At 77.0% G+C, this 18,568-nt stretch carries 9 protein-coding genes; 2 read left to right on the top strand and 7 right to left on the bottom strand.

Going from position 1 to position 18,568, the window contains the following annotated elements; all coding sequences use genetic code 11:
- Positions 1-322 precede the first annotated feature (322 nt).
- From AMK13_RS25170 to AMK13_RS25140, 7 genes are all read right to left on the bottom strand, one after another.
- Entirely contained in the window at positions 323-2,239 is a 1,917-nt protein-coding gene (locus AMK13_RS25170; RefSeq protein ID WP_074004185.1) for a hypothetical protein, read from the bottom strand.
- Positions 2,236-5,853, bottom strand: coding sequence for a vWA domain-containing protein (locus tag AMK13_RS25165; protein ID WP_079272423.1), 3,618 nt, complete (start codon positions 5,851-5,853; stop codon positions 2,236-2,238). Before AMK13_RS25165 ends, AMK13_RS25170 begins: the two co-directional genes overlap by 4 nt.
- Positions 5,854-5,857: 4 nt before the next feature.
- A complete protein-coding gene (locus AMK13_RS25160; protein WP_074004184.1) occupies positions 5,858-7,021 on the bottom strand; it encodes an ATP-binding protein in 1,164 nt (387 codons plus the stop codon).
- Positions 7,018-12,123, bottom strand: coding sequence for a hypothetical protein (locus AMK13_RS25155; RefSeq protein ID WP_074004183.1), 5,106 nt, complete (start codon positions 12,121-12,123; stop codon positions 7,018-7,020). The genes AMK13_RS25160 and AMK13_RS25155 overlap by 4 nt, the downstream gene beginning before the upstream one ends.
- A complete protein-coding gene (locus tag AMK13_RS25150; protein WP_049658519.1) occupies positions 12,120-12,977 on the bottom strand; it encodes a DUF4132 domain-containing protein in 858 nt (285 codons plus the stop codon). The genes AMK13_RS25155 and AMK13_RS25150 overlap by 4 nt, the downstream gene beginning before the upstream one ends.
- A gap of 274 nt (positions 12,978-13,251) precedes the next feature.
- Complete coding sequence (locus tag AMK13_RS25145) at positions 13,252-14,034, bottom strand: ABC transporter ATP-binding protein (RefSeq protein ID WP_074004182.1); 783 nt, start codon at positions 14,032-14,034, stop codon at positions 13,252-13,254.
- 27 nt (positions 14,035-14,061) lie between these two features.
- Positions 14,062-15,090, bottom strand: coding sequence for an ABC transporter substrate-binding protein (locus AMK13_RS25140; protein ID WP_074004181.1), 1,029 nt, complete (start codon positions 15,088-15,090; stop codon positions 14,062-14,064).
- A gap of 107 nt (positions 15,091-15,197) precedes the next feature.
- Between AMK13_RS25140 and fhuB the strand changes: the two genes are divergently transcribed.
- Complete coding sequence (gene fhuB, locus AMK13_RS25135) at positions 15,198-17,390, top strand: Fe(3+)-hydroxamate ABC transporter permease FhuB (RefSeq protein WP_079272422.1); 2,193 nt, start codon at positions 15,198-15,200, stop codon at positions 17,388-17,390.
- Positions 17,391-17,410: 20 nt separating this feature from the next.
- Positions 17,411-18,520, top strand: coding sequence for an enterochelin esterase (fes, locus tag AMK13_RS25130; RefSeq protein ID WP_241853025.1), 1,110 nt, complete (start codon positions 17,411-17,413; stop codon positions 18,518-18,520).
- The last annotated feature ends 48 nt before the right edge of the window (positions 18,521-18,568 follow it).

The following is an 18,568-nucleotide window of genomic DNA, read 5'->3' as shown; positions in this document are numbered from 1 at the left end:
GCCTACCCTTCCGTCGCGCTGCTCGTGCCGTGTGCCGGACGCGGCCCCGTGTGAGGTCTCTCGTCCGGGGTCTCGTACGAGGTTTCGTCCCGTGTCTTCCTGTGACAAGTATGCCATTTGGCGCGGAATATCGGACTGTGCAAATAGTTCGGCTTATACCCCCGCCGGTTCCCCGTCGAGGGCCTCCGCTCCGGGCCGTCAGCCGCCGCGACGGCGGGGCGGAGGCCGTCCTGCGGTGAGCGACCGGACCCCGCACGAGGGTCCGGCCCGCCCACCGCCCGGGGCGTCGAAGGACACCGCGGGGCCGCACACGACCGGCTCCTCACCCCTCCCCGGACCAGGCCGACGCGCACAGCGCCGTGGCCAGTTCCTCGGTGTAGGAGGCCGCGGTCAGCCAGGCGGTGGCGAAATCCTCGTGGTCGTCGGTGACGATCCGGCCGAAGACGTCGCGCTGCTGGTTGGCGGCGGAGGCCCGCAGGCCGTCGAGGAGTTCGGCGGCGGTGGCCAGCCCGGCGGCGCGCAGCAGACCGCGGTCGGCCGCCGCCGAGGCCTCGCTCGGGGCGAGGGCGTGCCGACCGGTGGTGACCGTCTGCTCGACCCGGCGGCCGAGCACGTGGACGGGCGGGCCGTACGGCGCCGGGGCAGTCGATCCGTCCGCCGGCTCCTCCGCCGACCCGTCCGCCGGCTCGCCGACCGTGGCGGAGGCCGTCGCGGACGCGGCGAGGTCGGCGGTCTGGAGGCGTTCGAGGCCGAGGTTGACCCGGCCCGCCCGGTCCGCGGACAGGGCGAGCGGGTCGGGGGCGGCCGGGGGTGTACCGATCGCGAGCAGACGCAGCTCCGGACGGTCCGCGCGCTCCAGCCGCCCGATCACCCGCAGTCGCAGGCCGGGGGCGGTGGCGAGCAGCGCGAGGTTCGCCCGGAACGGCAGGTCGGGGTGCTCGTGCGCCGGGCGCAGGACGATCACCGGACCGCCCTGCGCACCGCTCGCCGTGCAGCGCGCCAGCAGTTGCGGTGCACCGCCCGGGCCGGGGGCCGTACCCAGCAGGGTGACGTCCAGGAAGAGCAGGTCGCTCCCGGCCGGGCGGCTCTCGTACGGCAGTTCCTGCGCCGCGAGTGCCCGGGCCACCTGGGCGGAGGCCGGTTCCGACCAGAGCCGGGCGGCCGGCTCCGCCGTCCATGCCGCGCCCGTCGCCCGCACCGCCCGGACCGAGGCCCCGGCGCCCAGCCGACCACCACCGGACCTGGTCGCACCCTGGACGGCCAGCCCGGCTCGGCTGAACTCGCGGTGGCTGAGCGCGGCGTCGCCCAACCGGACCGTCCGGTTGCCCGCCCCGACCGCCTGTGGGGCGGCGGCCGCGTCGTCGTGCGGCATCACCTCGGCGATCGTGCTGAGACGCCCGTCGGCGTCCACCGCCCAGCTGACGGCACCGGCATGGGTGGCCGTCAGCACCGGCTCGGCGAACAGGCCGTAGAGCCGCAGACCGCCCTCCTCCCGGTAGGCCTGGCGCGCGGTGCCGCGCAGCTCGGCGACCGGGGCGGTGCCGGTGGCCAGGGCGGTGGTGAGGCCGAGGAGTTCGCGCAGGCCCGCGACCAGGTCCACCAGGCGGTGGTCGGGCGCGCCGGAGCGCGCCGCCCGGACCCTGGTCGCGACGGTGACGGCCGCCGCGGCCGGGCGGTGCAGGCCCGCGAGGCGCGCCCGGTGGGCGGCGCGCAGCAGTTCGGCCTGGGAGACAGCGCCCGCCCCGCTCACCCCGGCGGCCAGGACGGCGGCCGCGGCCCGGTGGAGGTGGCGGACGGCGGCGAGTTCGACGGCGGTGAGCGGGTCGCCGGCGATCGGGTCGGCGGCCGGCCGGCCGGTCGGCTCCCCTGGCGCGCCGTGCGTGTCACTCCTGGGCTCGGGCTCCTGCTCGGGCTCCGGCCCCGGCTCGGCCTCGGCCTCGGCGAGCGGGCAGAGGGTGACCGCCGCGGCCCGGTGCACGCAGGCCGGGGCGAGCAGGCAGCCGCAGCGGACGCCGGCCTCCGCCGCGACCACCCCGCCCGGGGCGTGCAGCACGAGCACCGTCTCCTCGTCCACCTCCACCCGCCACTCGTCGCCCTCCCGGGCCACCGGTCGCTCCGCCAGCTTCGCCGCCGCGCCGTCCAGCCGCTTCTGCAGCCGGGCACTCAGCCCGGCCACCACCTCGGCGACCACCTCGGGCCGCACACCCGGCCAGTCGCTCGTCCGCGCCGTCACGCTCATCGCACCTTCTCCCCCACCCAGCGGGCCAGTTCCAGCGGGCTCAACGCCGCCACGGGCATTCCGGCCGCGACCAGTTGGCCCGCGACCGCCTTCGAGTAGCGGGCCGTCCCGGTGTCGTCCAGCGCCGCGCAGCCGAGCAGGTGCACGCCAGAGTCCACCAGGGCCCGGGTCTGGGCCAGCAGCCCTCCGACCGGCCCGCCCTCCTCGAAGTCGCTGACCACCGCGACCAGCGTGCGGGACGGCACCGTCACCAGCTCCCGCGCGTAGCGCAGCCCGCTCGCGATGCTGGTGCCGCCGCCGACGCTCACCTCCAGCAGCAGGCCCAGCGGATCGTCCACCCGCTCCGTGAGGTCCAGGACCTCGGTGGAGAAGGCGACGAAGTGGGTGCTCAGGGAGGGCACCCCGGCCAGGATCGAGGCCGTCAGCGCGGCCCACACCGTGGAGGCCTCCATCGACCCGGAGACGTCCACGACCAGGATCAGCCGCCAGTCGTTGGCCTGCCGCGCCCTGGTCCGGAAGACCGGGCGCTCGGGCACGATCAGGGTGCCGCCGTCCGGCGCGCGGCGGGCGGTGGCCAGGTTGGCCCGGATGGTCCGGTCGAGGTCCAGCCCGCCACCCGGGCGGCGGGACGGGCGCGGCACGGCGATCCCGGTCAGGGCCGGGCGCAGCCGGGTGGCCAGCTCCCGGCTCAGTTCGTCCACCAGGCGCCGCACCAGCGGGCGCAGCCGGGCCACCCGGGCCTCGGGCAGACCGCCCGCGTGGTCCAGCACGGTGCGCAGCAGCTCGACGGACGGGCGGACGGCGGACGGGTCGATCGTCTCCAGGACGTCGGTGCGGCCCTGGGCGACGGCGGCGGCCAGCACCTCCTCGCGCACGCCGGGGCCGAACAGCGACTCCAGTTCCTCGGCCCACTCCCGCACACCGGGGTACGGGGCCTCGCGGCCGCCCTTGCCGCCCCGGCTGTCCAGGCCCGGGCCGGAGCCCTCGCCGTGGCCGCTGCCGTACAACTCGTCCAGGGCGGTGGCGAGTCGGGCACCGCGACCGGTCAGGCCGCCGCTGCCGGGGCGGCCGAGGAGCAGCCGCCAACGCTCGGCGGGGGCGAGGGTACGGGCGGGGTCGGGGACGGGAACGGGGTCGGAGGCAGGCGGCGGGGCCGCGGGCGATGGTGCAACGGCCGCGGGCTGCGCGGGCGTTGCGGGCAGGAGGCCGCGGCGGGCGAGCGCCGCACGCGCCGCGAGGTCCGCGCGCACCCAGCCGGCGAGCACAGCGGGGCCGGCCTCCTCGGGCAGGGCGGCGAGCCGGGCGCCCAGACGCTCCTCGACCAGGGCCAGCAGCCGGTCCCGGGCGGCCGGGCTGAGCGTGTCGAACCCGCCGCGCAGCGCGGGCAGCCGGTCCAGGAAGGCGTCGTCGGGCAGCGAGGTGACCCGCTCCAGCAGCGGTTCCAGTGCCTGCGGCGCGGAGTCGAACAGCCCCTCCGCGGCCGTCAGCAGGCCGACCAGCGCCCGCCCGAGCGCCTGTCGCGCCTCCGGAGCGGTCGCGCCGTCCACCCACGAGGCGGCCCGGCCGCCCAGCACCTCGGCCGGCTCCTGGCCGAGCAGCACCCGCACCGCGCCGGCCGCGCCCCGCACCAGCGGGCTCCCCTGCTCGGCGAGCCCGGCCAGCACGTACGCCAGCCGCACCCCGCCGAGCCGGTCCGCCCGCCGTACCAGCTCCACCAGCGCCCGCGCGTCCTGCGGATCGTCCGACCCGCCCAGGCCCTCCAACTGCCGCACGGCGGCGACGGTGAGCACCTCCCCGGCCGCGACGAGCACGGGCGGGCCGGCCACGGGGGCGCCGGCCACGGGCGGGCCGTCGTCTGCGGCGACGGGGCCTTCCTCCGCTCCCGCCGGGGTGTGGCCGGGGAAGTGGCCCGCGGTCAGGCGGTCGAGGAGGGCGAGGGCGTCGAGGAGGTCGGGGAGGGTGGCGGAGGCGGGGAGGAGGGTGGTGAGTTGGGTGAGACGGGCCTCGGTGAGGGCGGGGAGGGCGCAGGAGGCGGCGGCGGTGAGGCCGTCGATGATCTCGCGCGGGGTCGGCTGGTCGGTGAGGCGGGCGCGCAGGGCGCCTTCGGCGGCCTGGGCGGGGGTGACGCCGCGGGTGCCGGCGACGGTGAGCATGGCGGCGGTGGCGGGCGTCCAGTGCAGGCGCCAGCGGGTGCCGAGGGTCTCGGTGCCGCCGGCGCCGGTGGTGGCGACGGGCTCGCCGTAGGGGACCTCGCAGGCGGTGAGGCGGTGCAGGAGGATCTCGCGGCGGCGGTCGAGGCCGCTGCGCAGCGGGTCGAGGCGCAGGTCGCGCGGGCCGGGGTCGCCGGGGCCGGGGAGGCCGAGGTCGGCGAGGAGGGTCTCGACGGCGGGGGCGAGTCCGCTGCGCGGGGCGGCGGGGGTCGGGCGGCCGGTGCGGGTGCCGACCAGGACCTGTTCGAGGGCGCGGGCGACGGCCCGGCCGCGGCCGAGGGGTTCGCCCTGGGCGAGGACGGTCTGCACCGCTTCGACGAGTTCGCCGCGGCCGGGGGCGGCGTGGCCGCGCAGCCGGGCGAGGTCGCCGGCCAGCCGGACGATCTCGCGGGCGTCGGCCGGGCCGCTGGGGTGGTCCTGGGCGCGCAGGGCCGCGCAGATCCGGACGGCGGTGGTGGTGAGCGCCTCGGCGAGGCGTTCCGGGTCGCCGCCGGCGTCGAGGACGGTGTGCTGCCACTCCGGGTCGCGGATGCCCGCCGGGTAGCCGGAGCGGGCGTCGAGCAGCGGGTAGGCGTACGGGATCAGGGACAGGACGTGCCCGGGGTCGTCCGGGTGCGGCGGCTCCTCGGTGGCGAGGGGACCGCCGAGCAGGGCGGGGGCGTGGAAGGCGCCGATCACGGCGGCGACCCGGCGCCCGCCAGCCGCGGCGGCCTGGATGCGGGACCGCATCCAGGCCTCGCGGCGCAGGTCGTACGGGTCGACGCCGGGGCCGGTCTCGGCGTCCCGGCGCAGCGCCCAGCCGACCAGCAGGGCGGCGCGCCGGACGGCCTCCGGGGTGGAGCCGGGGGCGGCCGTCTCGACCAGGCGGTCCCACAGGTCCTCGTCGGAGTCCCGGCCGGTGAGGCGGTGGCGCAGCGCGTCGGCGACGCCGGGTGCGTCCGGGATCCGATCGGTGCGCCCGCGCTCCGCCGTGCGGGCGGCGCGGTGGGCGAGCGGGAGGTCGCAGGCGACGGCCTCCACCCCGTTGCGCCGGGCCCAGCGCAGGGCGGCGAGCTCCGGGGAGAAGTCGGCGAACGGGTAGAAGGCGGGCCCGGCCGCCTCCTCGGGCCCGGCCGGGGCCGCCGCGAGGGCGACCGGGGCCCGGGTGGCCTCGTCGGCGAGCGGGCCGAGCCAGGGCTGGAACTCGGCGGGCAGCTCGACCAGGACGACGTCCGGCCGGGCGGCGTCGAGCAGCGCGGGGACCACCGCGCTGAGGGACGGCGCGTGGTGGCGCACGCCGATCAGGTAGGGGCCGGGGCGACCGGTGCCGGCGGCGGCCAGCCGGTCGGCCTCGGCCCGGACCGCCTGGTCCGGGTGCTCCGCCTGGTCCGCGTCGTCCGGGCGGGTGGTCTCCGCGCTGCTCATCGGATCAGGCCTCCAGTGCCGGACGGAGGTCCCACAGGGTGCGCCAGGTGGCGGCGCCCTGCTCGGCACGACGGCGGACCGGGCCGTCCCAGTAGCCGAGCAGCCGGGCCGCGTCGGACGGCTCGTCCTTGCGGACCACGCCGAGGAGCTGGCCGGGCAGCCGGCCGAGCAGGTCCCCGCCGTCGGGCAGGTAGGCGGCGCTGACGCCGAGCGCGGTGGCGACCGAGACCGCCTCGGCGGTGCTCATCACGGTGGACGGGCGTTCGACGTCCCAGCCTTCGGTGGACCGGCCGCTGCGCAAGTCCCGGAAGGCCGTGACCAGGGCCTCCAGGACGGCGTCGTCCACCGCGTAGGCGGCGCCGGCCCGGGCCACGGCGGCGGTGGACTGGCGGCGGACCAGGTCGACCTCGGCGGCGAGGCTGCCGATCGGGCCGACCGTCTCGAAGTTGAACCGCCGCTTGAGCGCCGCGGACATCTCGCTGACGCCCTTGTCCCGCAGGTTGGCGGTGGCGATCAGGGTGAAGCCGGCCGCGGCGTGCAGTTGGCCGTCCGGGGTGCCGGCCAGTTCGGGGACGGCGATGCGCCGCTCCGAGAGCAGCGAGACCAGCGCGTCCTGCACCTCGGGCAGGCAGCGGGTGACCTCCTCGACCCGGGCGACCGCGCCGGTGGTCATCGCGGTGAGCACCGGCGAGGGCACGAGGGCCTCCCGGCTGGGCCCCTTGGCGAGCAGCAGGGCGTAGTTCCAGCCGTACTTGAGCTGGTCCTCGGTGGTGCCGGCGGTGCCCTGGACGGTGAGCGCGCTGCTGCCGCAGACGGCGGCGGCGAGCAGCTCGGAGAGCATGGACTTGGCGGTGCCGGGCTCGCCGACGAGCAGCAGGCCGCGCTCCCCGGCGAGGGTGACGACGCAGCGTTCGACCAGGGCGCGCTCGCCGACGAACTTCGGCTCGATGACCAGGCCCTTGCGCCCGGCCTTGAGCTTCTCGCCGCCGCTGCCCATCACGAAGGTGACCACGGCGCGCGGGGTCAGGAGCCAGCCGGGCGGGCGCGGGCCGCTGTCGTGGGCGGTCAGGAACTCCAGTTCGGCGGCGTACTTCTCCTCGGGCGGGACGGTCTGCCGGTCGGCCGCGGCGGGGGCGGCGGCGCCCTTGGTGGTCTCGGTGGCGGTCATCGGCGGGCCTTCCTGCGCTTGCCGGTCTGGAGCTCTTCGTATCCGGGGGCGTCGCCGTCGACGGTCCGCTGCCAGGCCCGGGCGAACAGCTCGGGGACGGGCAGGGGGACCAGCGCGGGCCGGTGGGTGGGCAGTTCGTAGAGGGCGGCCTTCCATGTCTCGGCGGGCAGGGCGGGCGACTTGGCCTCCTGCCAGCCGCCGGGCAGGAAGAGGCTGCGGCCGGCCCGGGAGCGCTTGGCCTCCAGCACCAGGCCGCTGGCGGCGAGTTCGGCGCGGGCCTTCTTCAGCCGGGCGGGCTTCCAGCCCGTCCAGCGGGCGGCGTTGCGGTCGGTCGGGTCGGGCAGGGCGAGCAGTTGGAGGTAGAGCGTGGCCGCGTCCTCGCCCAGGCCGTGGGTGCGGGACACCTCGGCGACCAGCTCGGGGACGGACAGCAGCGGGTTCTGCAGCCAGGCCGGGCCCTCACCGGGGGTCGGCACCGAGGCGGCGGAGGCGGCCAGTTGCTCCGGCTCGCCGCGCAGCACGGCTTCGATGGCGCCCCGCTCGGCGGAGAACCAGTAGCTGCTGGAGAGCCCGTCGAGCAGTTCGAGCAGTGGGTCGTCCGGGCCGGTGAGGGCGGCCGGGCGCAGCCAGATCCGCTCGTAGTCCTCGTGGTACGGCGTCAGGACGAGCGCCGGGCCGCAGTGGACCAGGCCGTCCCGGTCGGCCCCGCCCTCGGCGGGCAGGCCGAAGTGGGTGCGCAGGACGGCGGCCAGCGAGGCGCCCTTGACGGTGCGCACCAGGTCGAGGTCGAGCAGCAGCTCCGGGTCGGCGAGGCGGTCGCGCAGCGCGGCGGCGGCGGTGGGCAGCAGCGGGCGCAGCGGGCTGTCGGCGGGCAGGTGGTAGGCGAGCCAGCGCAGCGCGGCGATGGTGGAGCCGAGCGCGCCGGTCTCGGGGACGGCGGACTCGTCCTCGGGCGTCAGCCGCTGGCCGACCCCGTCCACCTCGGTGAACCGGAAGCCGGTGCGGCCGGCCAGCCACGGGGTGTGGGCGGGGTTGAGCACCGCCTCGACGGTGTCGATGGACACGCCCTGGACGGTGGCCAGGGCCTCCTCGGGGAGGGTGACGAGCCGTCCGAAGCGCCGGATCCACTCCTCGGCGCCGGCGGCGATGTCGGGGCCCTCGGTCCACAGGGTCTTCGGGTCGGCGGGCAGCAGGGCGCCCCAGACGGCGGCGAGGCCGTTGTGGTCGTGCCCGCGCAGCCAGGCCCGGGCGGCCTTGAACTCGGCGGCCTTGAGGCCGAGTTCGGTGGGCGCGGAGATGTCCGTCCAGTACAGCAGGCCGGACGGCGGGCTGAGCAGCAGGGCGGAGCGGGCGGTGCCGATGCCGGTGAGCTCGTTGAAGGCCTCCGCCCTGGCCGCGTCCCGGGGGACGGATCCGTGCAGCGCGGCGACCCTCCAGAACTTGGCGACCCAGGCGGCGTCGACCAGTTCCTCGGTGCCGCGCTCCTCGAGGGTGGTGAAGTGCGCGACGGGGCCGAACTCCCCGCTCGGGTCGTGGTCGACGGCGAGCCAGTGCACCCAGCCGTCGGCGACCTGGCGCTGGTGGCCGATGATGACGACGGTGCGCCCGCCGTGCCGCAGCACCTCGCCCTCGCGGGGCGTGACCGGCCGGGGGCCGGTGGCGTTCGGGGCCGGCGGCACCTGCTCGGCGAGGACGATCTCGCGCAGGGTGGCGCCGCGGTCGGCCAACGGGCCCCTGGTCAGCTCACCGAGCAGCAGGACCAGCGAGGAGCGGTGGGCGGACTCGGTGAACGGCGAGGCCACCGCGTAGGCCAGCGCGTGGATCCGGCCGAGCAGTTGGAGCCAGCCGTAACTGACGCTGCCGTTGTGCAGGGTGACGGTGGCGGGGCTGGTCCAGCCCTCGCCCTCGGCGGCGGGCGGGGCGGCCAGCACGGCGGTGACGGCGCGCAGGTTGTTGAGCACCCGGCAGCGCTCCTCGGAGCCCCAGTTGTTGCCGAAGCCGCCGATCTCGGGCAGCACGGCGCGCACGGCGTCGCGCAGTTCGTGGTCACGGCCGTGGTCGGGCCGCCACTCGGCGTTCTTCGCCTTGCCGGGGCGCTCGGCCTCCGGCTGCGGGACGAACCGGGCGACCCGGTCCAGCAGGTCGGCGGCGGTGCGGGCGAGCCCGGCGACGCCGGCCAGCAGCCGCGGGTGGGCGATGCCGGGCAGGATCGCGCCGACCTCCGGGACGGGCAGGGTGCGCGAGGTGCGCCGGGCGAGCGGGCGGCGCACGCCCTGGATGGTGAGCCAGCACTGTTCGCCGGCCGGGACGGGTTCGGTGTCGACCGGCCAGGCGGCGTCGACCAGCCGGGCGGCCTGCTCGGCGGTGACCGCGCGCAGTGCCTCCGAGCCCGCCTCGTCACGCGGGCGCAGGGCGTGCCAGTGCGGGTACGGCGGGATGAGCGGGGTGCCCGCGGCGGAGAGCTCACCGGAGCGGCCGGGGCGCAGGTCGACGGTGCGGTCGGCCTGGCCGGTGAGGTCGGGCAGGTTGAGCGAGAAGTGCTCGCCGGAGGTGTGGCTGACCACCGGGGCGGCCGCGCCGGGCAGGGTGAGCCGGGCCACCGGGACGGTGTCCGTCCGGTGACCGGCCAGCGGCAGCTCGATGCGGTGACCGTCGGCCGTGAAGGTGGTGACGGCCTTGCCGGGCTCCGTCCTGACCCAGTTGCCGAGCACGGTGCCGTCGGTACCGAGCGGGGTCCGCTCCAGGCCGGGCTGGAGCGGCAGCAGCCAGGTGCTGCGCTGGACCAGCCGGCCGGCGTGGGCGGTGGCGGCGATCACCGGCGGTTCGGCGGTGCGCCCCAGGGTGCCGGTGGCCGGGTCGAGTTCGCGCAGGACGGCCTCGCCCTCGGTGGTGCGGCGCATCGTCCAGTAGCCGGTGCCGTCGCCGAGGACGGGGTGCTCGTGGGGCATCCGGGTGTCGCCGGCGTGCAGCGGGCGCTCGCCGGTGGTGCGGCCGCCGCCGGGCAGTTGGAGGGAGGGCGCCTCGGGCTCGCGGTCGCGGTAGTAGTAGCCGGCGATGGTCTCGCCCTCCAGCTCGAACCGCTCGTCCGGGCGGCTGGACCAGTACGCGAGCTGCTTGCCCTCCTCGGACCAGACGACCAGCAGTTCGCCGTCGACGAAGCGCAGCCTGGTCCGGTTGCGCTCGTGCGACGGCCGCTCGGGCAGCCGCAGGGTGTGCTCCAGCACGATGCCCTGCGGGCCGACCACGACGGCCCGGTCGAGGCGGGCGAGGATCAGGTGCGGCCAGGCGTCCTCGATGAGCAGGTCGCTCAGGCCGGCGCCGGCCAGGCTGGGGACGGGGTGCTGCGGGGCGTCGTCGGCGGGCGGGTCGGCGAGCTTGCCGAGCGCCTCCTCCAGGGCGGGCCAGCCGAGTTCGTCCAGGATTCCGGCCCGGAGGGCGTCGGTGAGCAGCGCGGTGACGTCGAGGGCGGCGATCCGCTCGGCGACGGCCGGGGCGACCGTCCGGATGGCGGCGTGGTACTGGCCGATCGACCGGACCAGGTCGGCGGCGCCGGCCAGGCCGCGGGCGGCGGTCAGCTCCTCGGCGCGCTCCTCGGCCCACTCCGCGAACAGCTCGTTCAGCAGCGGCACGGCGGGCGCCTGGCGCCGGACGGCCGTCTCCCAGGCGGGCGGGGTGGCCCGGCGCAGCAGCGGCCGGTAGCGCGCGTCGGCGCCGACGGCGGTGAGGGCGGAGCTGTCGGGGCCGCTCTGCGCCGCCCAGTCGCGCAGGTCGAAGCCGAGGCCGCCGGGCGGGTCGGCCACCGGCACGCCCGCGGCCAGCAGCAGGTCCAGCAGGTCGATCCGGGTGTGGCTGGCACGGATGCCGGTGTGGAGGTCCACCGGGACGGCGTCGGCCTTCAGCCGCTCGACCATCCGGCCGGCCAGCGCGAGGGTGGCCGGGCAGCTGGGCCGGTTGCGCCAGCCGCGGCCGTGGTGGTGGCACCAGCGCTGGAGCCAGGCGGCGGCGGGCTCGGCGCCCTCGGCGCGGGGGCCGGTGAGCAGTTCCTCGGCGCCGGTCTCGGCGAGCACCGCCAGCCAGGCGGTGTCGTGCGGGGCCGGGTCGGCGGAGGCCGGGTCGGGCAGCAGTTCCAGCAGTCGGGTGCGGACCGCCGTGTCGTCGCGGCCGAGCTCGACCAGCGCGCCGTGCCAGGACTTCCAGAACGCGGCGGGCGCCCGGTTGACCGCCGGGGAGTCCAGCAGCTCGGCGAGCAGCGCCCGTTCGTGCTCGGTGCGGTCCAGTCCGGCGGCCTTGATCAGGGCGCGGGCGTCCTCGGCGATCCCGGCGTACGGGGCCATGCCGGCCGCGGAGCGCTCGGTGCACAGCTGGCGGAAGCGCTGCCAGGCGGTCAGCGGGTCGAGCCGCTGGGCGAGCTCCTTGACGTACTGGCGCAGCGACTTGACGGTGAGCGCGCCGGCCAGGGCGAACTCCAGGAAGACGGCGCGCAGCCGCTCCTCGTCCACCGTCAGGCCGTGGGTGCGCTCGGCCTCGCGGGCCTTGCCGAACCAGGCGGCGGCGTAGGTCTGGTTGCCGTGGCCGAGGAAGATCCGGCCGACCTCCTCGCAGAAGGTGGGCAGGAAGTGCGGGACGGCGCGGCCGAGGCGGGTGGCGAGCTCGTCGAAGCCGTCCTTGGCGGCGCCGGGCTTGGAGGCGGCCTGGCGGGCGATCCGCTCCAGCTCCTTGACCAGGGCGAGCGCGTGGTGGCCGTTGGCCGGGTCGTGGACCAGTGCCCAGGCGGGGAAGCCGAGCGCCTCCTGGCGGACCTGGCCGACCTCGGCGGCCCCGGCCTCCGGCGCCAGGCCGAGGAAGTCGAGGGCGAGGTCCTCGGCCGGGCCGAGCGCGCCGGGGACGAGCCGGACGATCCGGCGGCCGTCGAGCGCGGGGTGGGTGTAGGTGCGGGCGGTGAGCACGTCGGCGGCGCTGTCGGGGCGGCCGGCGTCGGGCAGGGTGCCGGACGGGAGCACGGCCCCGGCGTCGAGCAGTTCTTCGGGCGTCGCGGCGCGGTCGGCGCCGTTGCCGCCCGGGTTGGTGGTGGTGGTGGTCGTGGTCAGGCCGGTGGCGGTCATGCGGCTTCCTCCCCCTGGATCGTGCGGCCGGCGTACAGGGCGGCGGCCATCCGCATGCCCTCGGACCAGGCGACCGGTCCGACCTCGGTGAGCGGCAGGGCCCGGCCGTCCGGGCCGGCCCAGCTGAGCGCGCCCGTCTCGCACGCGTCGTACTCGTAGTAGTCGCCGACCCAGACCCGGGCCTCGACGGTGCGCCCGCCCTCGGTGACCGACTGGACGGCGGAGCCGCCGCGGACCCGGCAGCCGAGCCGGTTGCAGCGCCCGACCAGTTCGCGCAGCTCCCGGTAGCGGCCGCCGGCGTAGGTGGTGACCTCGGTGCCGGCCGACCCGTCGGCGGGCCGGTGCCAGACCTCGCGGTAGAGCTGCTGGACGCGCTGGGAGACGCCGAGCTCGACGGCGAACTCGCGCAGCTCGTCGAGGTCTTCGAGCAGGACGGGGTGCGGTATCAGCACCTCGCCGTCGGTGAGGCGCACGGTGTCGCCGTCCAGGTCGACCAGGCCGAGGCCGCGCTCGGCGTCGGCGCCGCGCAGGAAGCCGGCCACGGAGCCGTCCACGGCGGTGACCACGAGGTCCTTCAGGACGCCCTGCCAGGCCTCGTCCGGCCACACGGCGGTGAGCACCGCGGCGGGCACCGGCAGCGAGCGGACCATCCAGCGCTCGACGTCCTCCAGGCAGCCCCGCTCGTGCGCGGCCAGCCACTCGGCGAGCTGCTTGAGCTGGACGACCACGCGGTCGTCACCGAGCTTCGACGGCAGGGACTTGAGGTCCCGGCCCGCCGCGTTGCGGCACGCCACCCTGCCCTCCCCGTCGAGCGCCACGCGGTACCCTCCCGCGTCCGTCTCCACCCATGCCACGGCCGTACTCCTCCCACCGGGAAACACCTGTCGATCGCCTGCTGACCAGCGATGCGAGGAACGTAGCGAGGCCCACTGACAACGCGACGGGCGGGGTGAACTCCGGCCGTGACATGCAGACTTCAAACCACTCGAACGGGTGATCGAAGAGACGAAAAAGGCGGGGCGGCTGCCCCCACGCAGCCGCCCCGCCCGTCCTTCCGCCCCGCCCGTCCCCCGGCCCCGGCGACCCCCTCCGTCCCGGCGACCCGACGACCGCTCGGCCCCCGCCCCGTCAGCCCAGCGGCGCCCGGGGCACGATGACCGGCGCGCCGTCGCCCGGCGCCGCGAGCACATGGCTGTCGATGTCGTACAGCGCCCGCACCAGCGGAGCGTCCACCACCTCGCGCGGCGGCCCGCAGGCCACCACCGTGCCGTCCCGCAGCGCGACCAGCAGGTCCGCGTACCGGGCGGCCGCCGCGAGGTCGTGCAGCACCATGACCACCGTCCGCCCGCCCGCCGCGACCCGGCGGACCAGCTCCAGCACCTCCACCGCGTGCCCGAGGTCGAGCGCGCTGGTCGGCTCGTCGAGCAGCACCACCGGGGTGTCCTGGGCGAGCACCATGGCCAGCCAGCAGCGCTGGCGCTGGCCGCCGGAGAGCCGGTCGAGCCGGCGGTCGGCCAGCTCCTCCACGCCGGTGGCGCGCAGGGCCTCGGCGGTCAGCCGCTCGTCCTCCGCCGACCACTGCCGGAAGAGCCCCTGGTGCGGATGGCGGCCGTAGCGGACGAGTCCGGCGACGGTCACCGCCTCCGGGGCCTGCGGGCTCTGCGGCAGCAGCGCGACCCGGTGGGCGGCCTGGCGCGGGCGCAGCCGCCACACGTCCTCGCCGCCGACCAGGACCCGCCCGCCGTCCGGCCGGTGCAGCCGCGCGACGGACCGCAGCAGGGTGGACTTCCCGCAGCCGTTCGGGCCGACCACCGCCACCACCCGGCCGGCCGGGACGGTGAGGTCGACGCCGCCGAGCACCGGGCGCCCCGGCCCGTAGCCGGCACTGAGTCCCTGGATCGTCAACTCCATGGCAGCTCCCCCTCGACCGGCGCCCGCTCAGCTGCCGCCGAGCGCCTTGGCGAGGTCGCCGATGACGACGTCCGCGGCGAGCGGGCCGCCCCGGGTGGACCAGACCGAGCCGTCCACGGTGACGGCGTGGTTGTTCTTCACCGCGCCCAGCTCCTGGTACGCGGGCTTGGACTGGACGTCCTTGAGCGCGGTCTTGCCGTCGTCGGTCAGGGTGGAGAGGAACAGCCAGTCGCCGTCGATCTCGTTGAGCTTCTCCAGGCTGAGCGCCGGGCTGTGGGCGTTGCCGTCCTTGTCCTGCGCGGCCGGGCGGGTCAGGCCCATGTCCAGGGCGACGCCGCTGGCGAACTGCTTCTTCTCCATCCAGCTCGGGCCGGTGGGGTTCCAGCGGACGATGGAGACGGCGGCGCCCTTGTTCTTGCCGAGCTCGCCGCCCGCCTTGGCGGCCTTGGCCTCGTAGTCGCCGATCACCTTGTTGGCCTGGTCGAGCTTGTTGACGGCGTTGCCGATGCCCCGGAAGGCGAGCTTCCAGTCGTCGGTGGGCGCCATGGTGACCAGCGTGGCGGGGGTGATCTCGCGCAGCTGCTTGAGCACCTGCTCGTCCTGCATGTCGCCGGCCAGGATCAGGTCGGGCTTGGCGGCGATCACCTTGTCCATCACGGGCTGGAGCAGGTTCCCGACCACCGGGACGCCCTGCACCTTGTCCTTGAGGTACGCGGGCGGCTCGGCCAGCCCCTGGCCGTTGGTGATGCCGGCCGGCTTGACGCCGAGGGCGAGCACCGCGTCCAGGTCCTCCTGGGTCAGGGTGACGATCCGCTTGGGCTCGGCGGGGACCTCGACGGCCTTGCCGGTGGCGTCCTTGACGGTGCGCTTGCCGGTGTCGCCGCCCTTGCCGCCGCCCGCCGCGTCGGCCGCCGGGGAGGCGGCCGCGGACGAACCCGAGGAGGAGGAGCCGGAGGAGCCGCAGCCGGTGAGCAGGAGCGCGGCCGCCCCGGTGACGGCCAGCGCCTGGGCCGCACGGCGGCGGACGGGGCTGAGCGGGCGACGGGCGAACGGCATGGGTGCCTCCGGGCAACGGTGGTACGGGAGTTGAGCAGCGTCCGGGTCGTTCGGCGGGGCGGAGGGGCCCCGTGGGACGGACTCGACCATTAGGTTAGCCTTACCTTATGACATTGTCGCAAGCCGGCGTCACCAAGGCGCCCCCCGCCACCGCGCCGGAGCCCCGACGGCCCGGGGGTCGCCCGGAGGGGCCCGGGGGACGCCCGGAGGGCACCCGCCCCACCTGGCCGGCCGTCACGGCGGCGGTGGTGCTCCTGCTCGCCCTGGCCGCGCTCTCGCTGTCGGTCGGCGCCGGCGAGGTCGGCCCCGGCCGGGTGCTGGACTACCTGCTGAACCACGACGGCGCCCGCGCCGACGGCCGACTGGCCCTGGTCGTCGGCGACCTGCGACTGCCGCGCACCCTCACCGCGCTGCTGGTCGGCGCGGCGCTCGGCGTCGCCGGGGCGCAGCTGCAGTCCGTCACCCGCAACCCGCTGGCCGAGACCGGCCTGCTCGGCGTCAACGCCGGCGCCTCGCTGGGCGTGGTGCTCGGCATCGCCGTACTCGGCGTCCAGAGCTCCTACGGCTACCTCGCCTTCGCCTTCGGCGGCGCCGTGCTCGCCAGCGCGCTGGTGCTGCTGATCGCGGGCAGCCGGGGCGGCGGCTCGCCGATGCGGCTGGTGCTGGGCGGCTCCGCGGTCGGCGCCACCTTCGGCGGGCTCACCGGTGTGCTGATCGTCAACTCGCCCGAGGCCTACGACCGCTACCGGGTCTGGGTGCTCGGCTCACTGGCCGGGGTGGAGGGCTGGAGCACACTCGCCCGGCTCACCCCCGTCCTCGGCGCCGGCTTCCTGCTCGCCGCGCTCACCACCCGGCCGCTCACCGCCCTGGCGCTCGGCGACGACCTGGCCCGCGGCCTCGGCCACCGCCCCGGCGCCACCCGGGCCGCGGTCGCCGTCGCGGTCACCCTGCTGACCGCCTCCGCGGTCGCCCTGGCCGGGCCGGTGTCCTTCCTCGGCCTGCTGGCCGGCTTCCTCGCCCGGTCCCTCGCCGGTCCGCGGATCGGCCGACTCACCCTGCTCGCCGGACTGTTCGGCGCGGCCGTGCTGACCGGCGCCGACGTGCTGGCCCGGGTGGTGGCCAGGCCCTACGAGGCGCCGGTGTCGGTGATCGTCGCCCTCGTCGGCGCCCCGGCCCTGATCGCCATCGTCCGCTCCCGGCGCTCCGCCGCGCTCGCCCTCAGCGACCCGGCCGAGGCCACCCCGCCGGCCGGACGGCGGGCCGAACCGCCCGCCCCGAAGCCCGACCTGGCACTGCGGTACGGCGCCTGGTCGCTACTGCTCCCCCGCCGGGCGCTGGCCGCCTCGCTCGGCCTGGCCGCCGCCCTGCTCGCCGCCGTGGTGGTCGCCGCCCACGCCGGGCAGAGCGAACTCGACCTCGGCCGCACCTTCCAGGCCGTGTTCGGCTACGGCGACCGCCTCGACGTGCTGCTGGTGCAGAAGTTCCGGCTCGGCCGGATCGTCGCCGCCCTCGCCGCCGGGGCCGCGCTCGGCCTGGCCGGCTGCCTGACCCAGACCCTCGCCCGCAACCGCCTGGCCACCCCCGAACTCCTCGGCGTCAACGACGGCGCGACCGCGGCCGTGCTGATCTCGGCCACCGCCTCCGGCACCTTCGGCGCCTGGTGGGCCGGACCGCTCGGCGCGCTGGCCGCCGTCCTGGTGGTCACCCTGGTCTCCGGCGGGCTCGGCGCGCGCGGCTACCGGGTGCTGGTCGTCGGCCTCGCGATGTCGGCGCTGGCCTCGGCGGTGATCCAGGTCGCGCTGGCCCGCCGCTCGCTCAACTCGGCCGGATCGCTGTACGTTTGGACCTCCGGCAGCCTCAACGGCCGGGACCTCGCGATCGCCACGCCCGTCCTGGTCGGGCTGGCCGTACTGGTGCCGCTCGCCCTGGTGGCGGCCCGGCGCCTGGCGGTGCTGCGCTTCGACGACAGCGTCGCCTCGGCGCTCGGCGTCGACCCGGGCCGGGTGCGGCTCGCCTGCCTGCTGCTGGCCGTCGCCCTGGCCGGGCTGGCGGTCGGCGTCTGCGGGCCGGTCGGCTTCGTGGCACTGGCCGCGCCGGTGGTCGCCGGGCGGCTGGCCGGACCCGCACGGGTGCCGGTGCTCGGCTCGGCCCTCACCGGCGCCCTGCTCGTCGTCCTCGCGGACACCCTGGGACGGGTGCTGCTCGGCGGGGTGGAGATCCCCGTCGGCATCGTCACCACCGTCCTCGGCGGCCCGTTCCTGCTCTGGGTGCTGCTCAGCCGCAAGGGCAGCCCCGCGTGACCACCCCTGGAGAACCCACCGTGGAAGCCCCGCCCGTCGTCGCCCTCGACCCCGACGACCCCGCCTACCGCCTGGTCACCTTCACCCACCGGGAGGCCGACTGCGACGGCGTGCTCGCCCTGCTGCACACCGTCACCGACAAGGACCGCCACGCCGGGGACCTGACACCACACCTGATGGAGCGTCAGGCCGACGGAAGCTGGTCGATCACCTACCGGCTGCGCGAGGACCACCGCGCCTCCTACCAGCTGTACCCCTTCCGGGGCGAGGCCCCCGGCACCACCCGCGCCGACTGGCTGCGCGTCCTGGACCGGGCCCGCCCCGACCCGTACGACACCGAACCCCGGCTTCCCGCCCGCGACGGCCGGCACCCCTCCTCCGTGCTCAGCCTGCCCGCCGCGCCCGCGCAACCGTACGTGGCGCGGCGCGAGGGCGTGCCGCGCGGGCGGACCGTCGCGCACACGGCGGCCGGCCGGCGGGTGGACGTCCACCTCCCGGCCGGGCACCGCGCGGACGGCGGACCGTGCCCGGTCGCGGTGCTGCTGGACGGCGAGATGTGGGGCGGGGTGCTGTCCGTCGGCGACACCCTCGACAACCTGGCGGCGGACGGCGCGATCCCGCCGACCGTCGCCCTGCTCGTGCACACCATGGGCCCGCAGCGGCCGGACGACCTGAGCTGCAACCCGGCCTTCGTCGACCTCCTCGCCGATCGCCTCCTCCCCTGGGCCGCAACGGAGTTCGGCGCGAGCACCGACCCCGCCGACACCGTGGTCGCGGGCCAGAGCGCGGGCGGCCTCACCGCCGCCTACGCGGCCTACCGCCGCCCGGAGCGCTTCGGCAACGCGCTCTCCCAGTCCGGCTCCTTCTGGTGGCCCGACGAGACGGAGTTCGACGTCGGCAGCGAGTGGCTGACCCGCCGCCTCGCCGCCGAACAGCGGCGCCCGGCCCGCTTCTGGATCGAGGTCGGGCTCCAGGAGTGGATGCTGCTCGCCCAGAACCGCCACCTGCGCGACGTCCTCACCGCCCGCGGCTACGACCTCGCCTACCGCGAGTTCAACGGCGGCCACGACTACGCCTGTTGGCGCGGCGGCCTGGCCGACGGGCTCGCCCACCTGCTGGGCGGCCGGTGACCTGCGGACCAGCCGGTCCGCGGGCGGTCGGCGGCGATCGGGGACCTC

This window comes from Streptomyces sp. CB02056 (genome assembly GCF_001905545.1).
Lineage (GTDB): Bacteria > Actinomycetota > Actinomycetes > Streptomycetales > Streptomycetaceae > Kitasatospora.
Note: the sequence above shows the minus strand (reverse complement) of the source record. Positions and strands in the feature narration are given on the sequence as shown.

Bases quoted from the DNA above. Each gene is read 5' to 3' on its own strand.
- AMK13_RS25140 (WP_074004181.1), bottom strand. From the start codon at position 15,090: ATGCCGTTCGCCCGTCGCCCGCTCAGCCCCGTCCGCCGCCGTGCGGCC.
- AMK13_RS25145 (WP_074004182.1), bottom strand. From the start codon at position 14,034: ATGGAGTTGACGATCCAGGGACTCAGTGCCGGCTACGGGCCGGGGCGC.
- AMK13_RS25155 (WP_074004183.1), bottom strand. From the start codon at position 12,123: ATGACCGCCACCGGCCTGACCACGACCACCACCACCACCAACCCGGGC.
- AMK13_RS25165 (WP_079272423.1), bottom strand. From the start codon at position 5,853: ATGAGCAGCGCGGAGACCACCCGCCCGGACGACGCGGACCAGGCGGAG.
- AMK13_RS25170 (WP_074004185.1), bottom strand. From the start codon at position 2,239: ATGAGCGTGACGGCGCGGACGAGCGACTGGCCGGGTGTGCGGCCCGAG.
- AMK13_RS25160 (WP_074004184.1), bottom strand. From the start codon at position 7,021: ATGACCGCCACCGAGACCACCAAGGGCGCCGCCGCCCCCGCCGCGGCC.
- fhuB (WP_079272422.1), top strand. From the start codon at position 15,198: ATGACATTGTCGCAAGCCGGCGTCACCAAGGCGCCCCCCGCCACCGCG.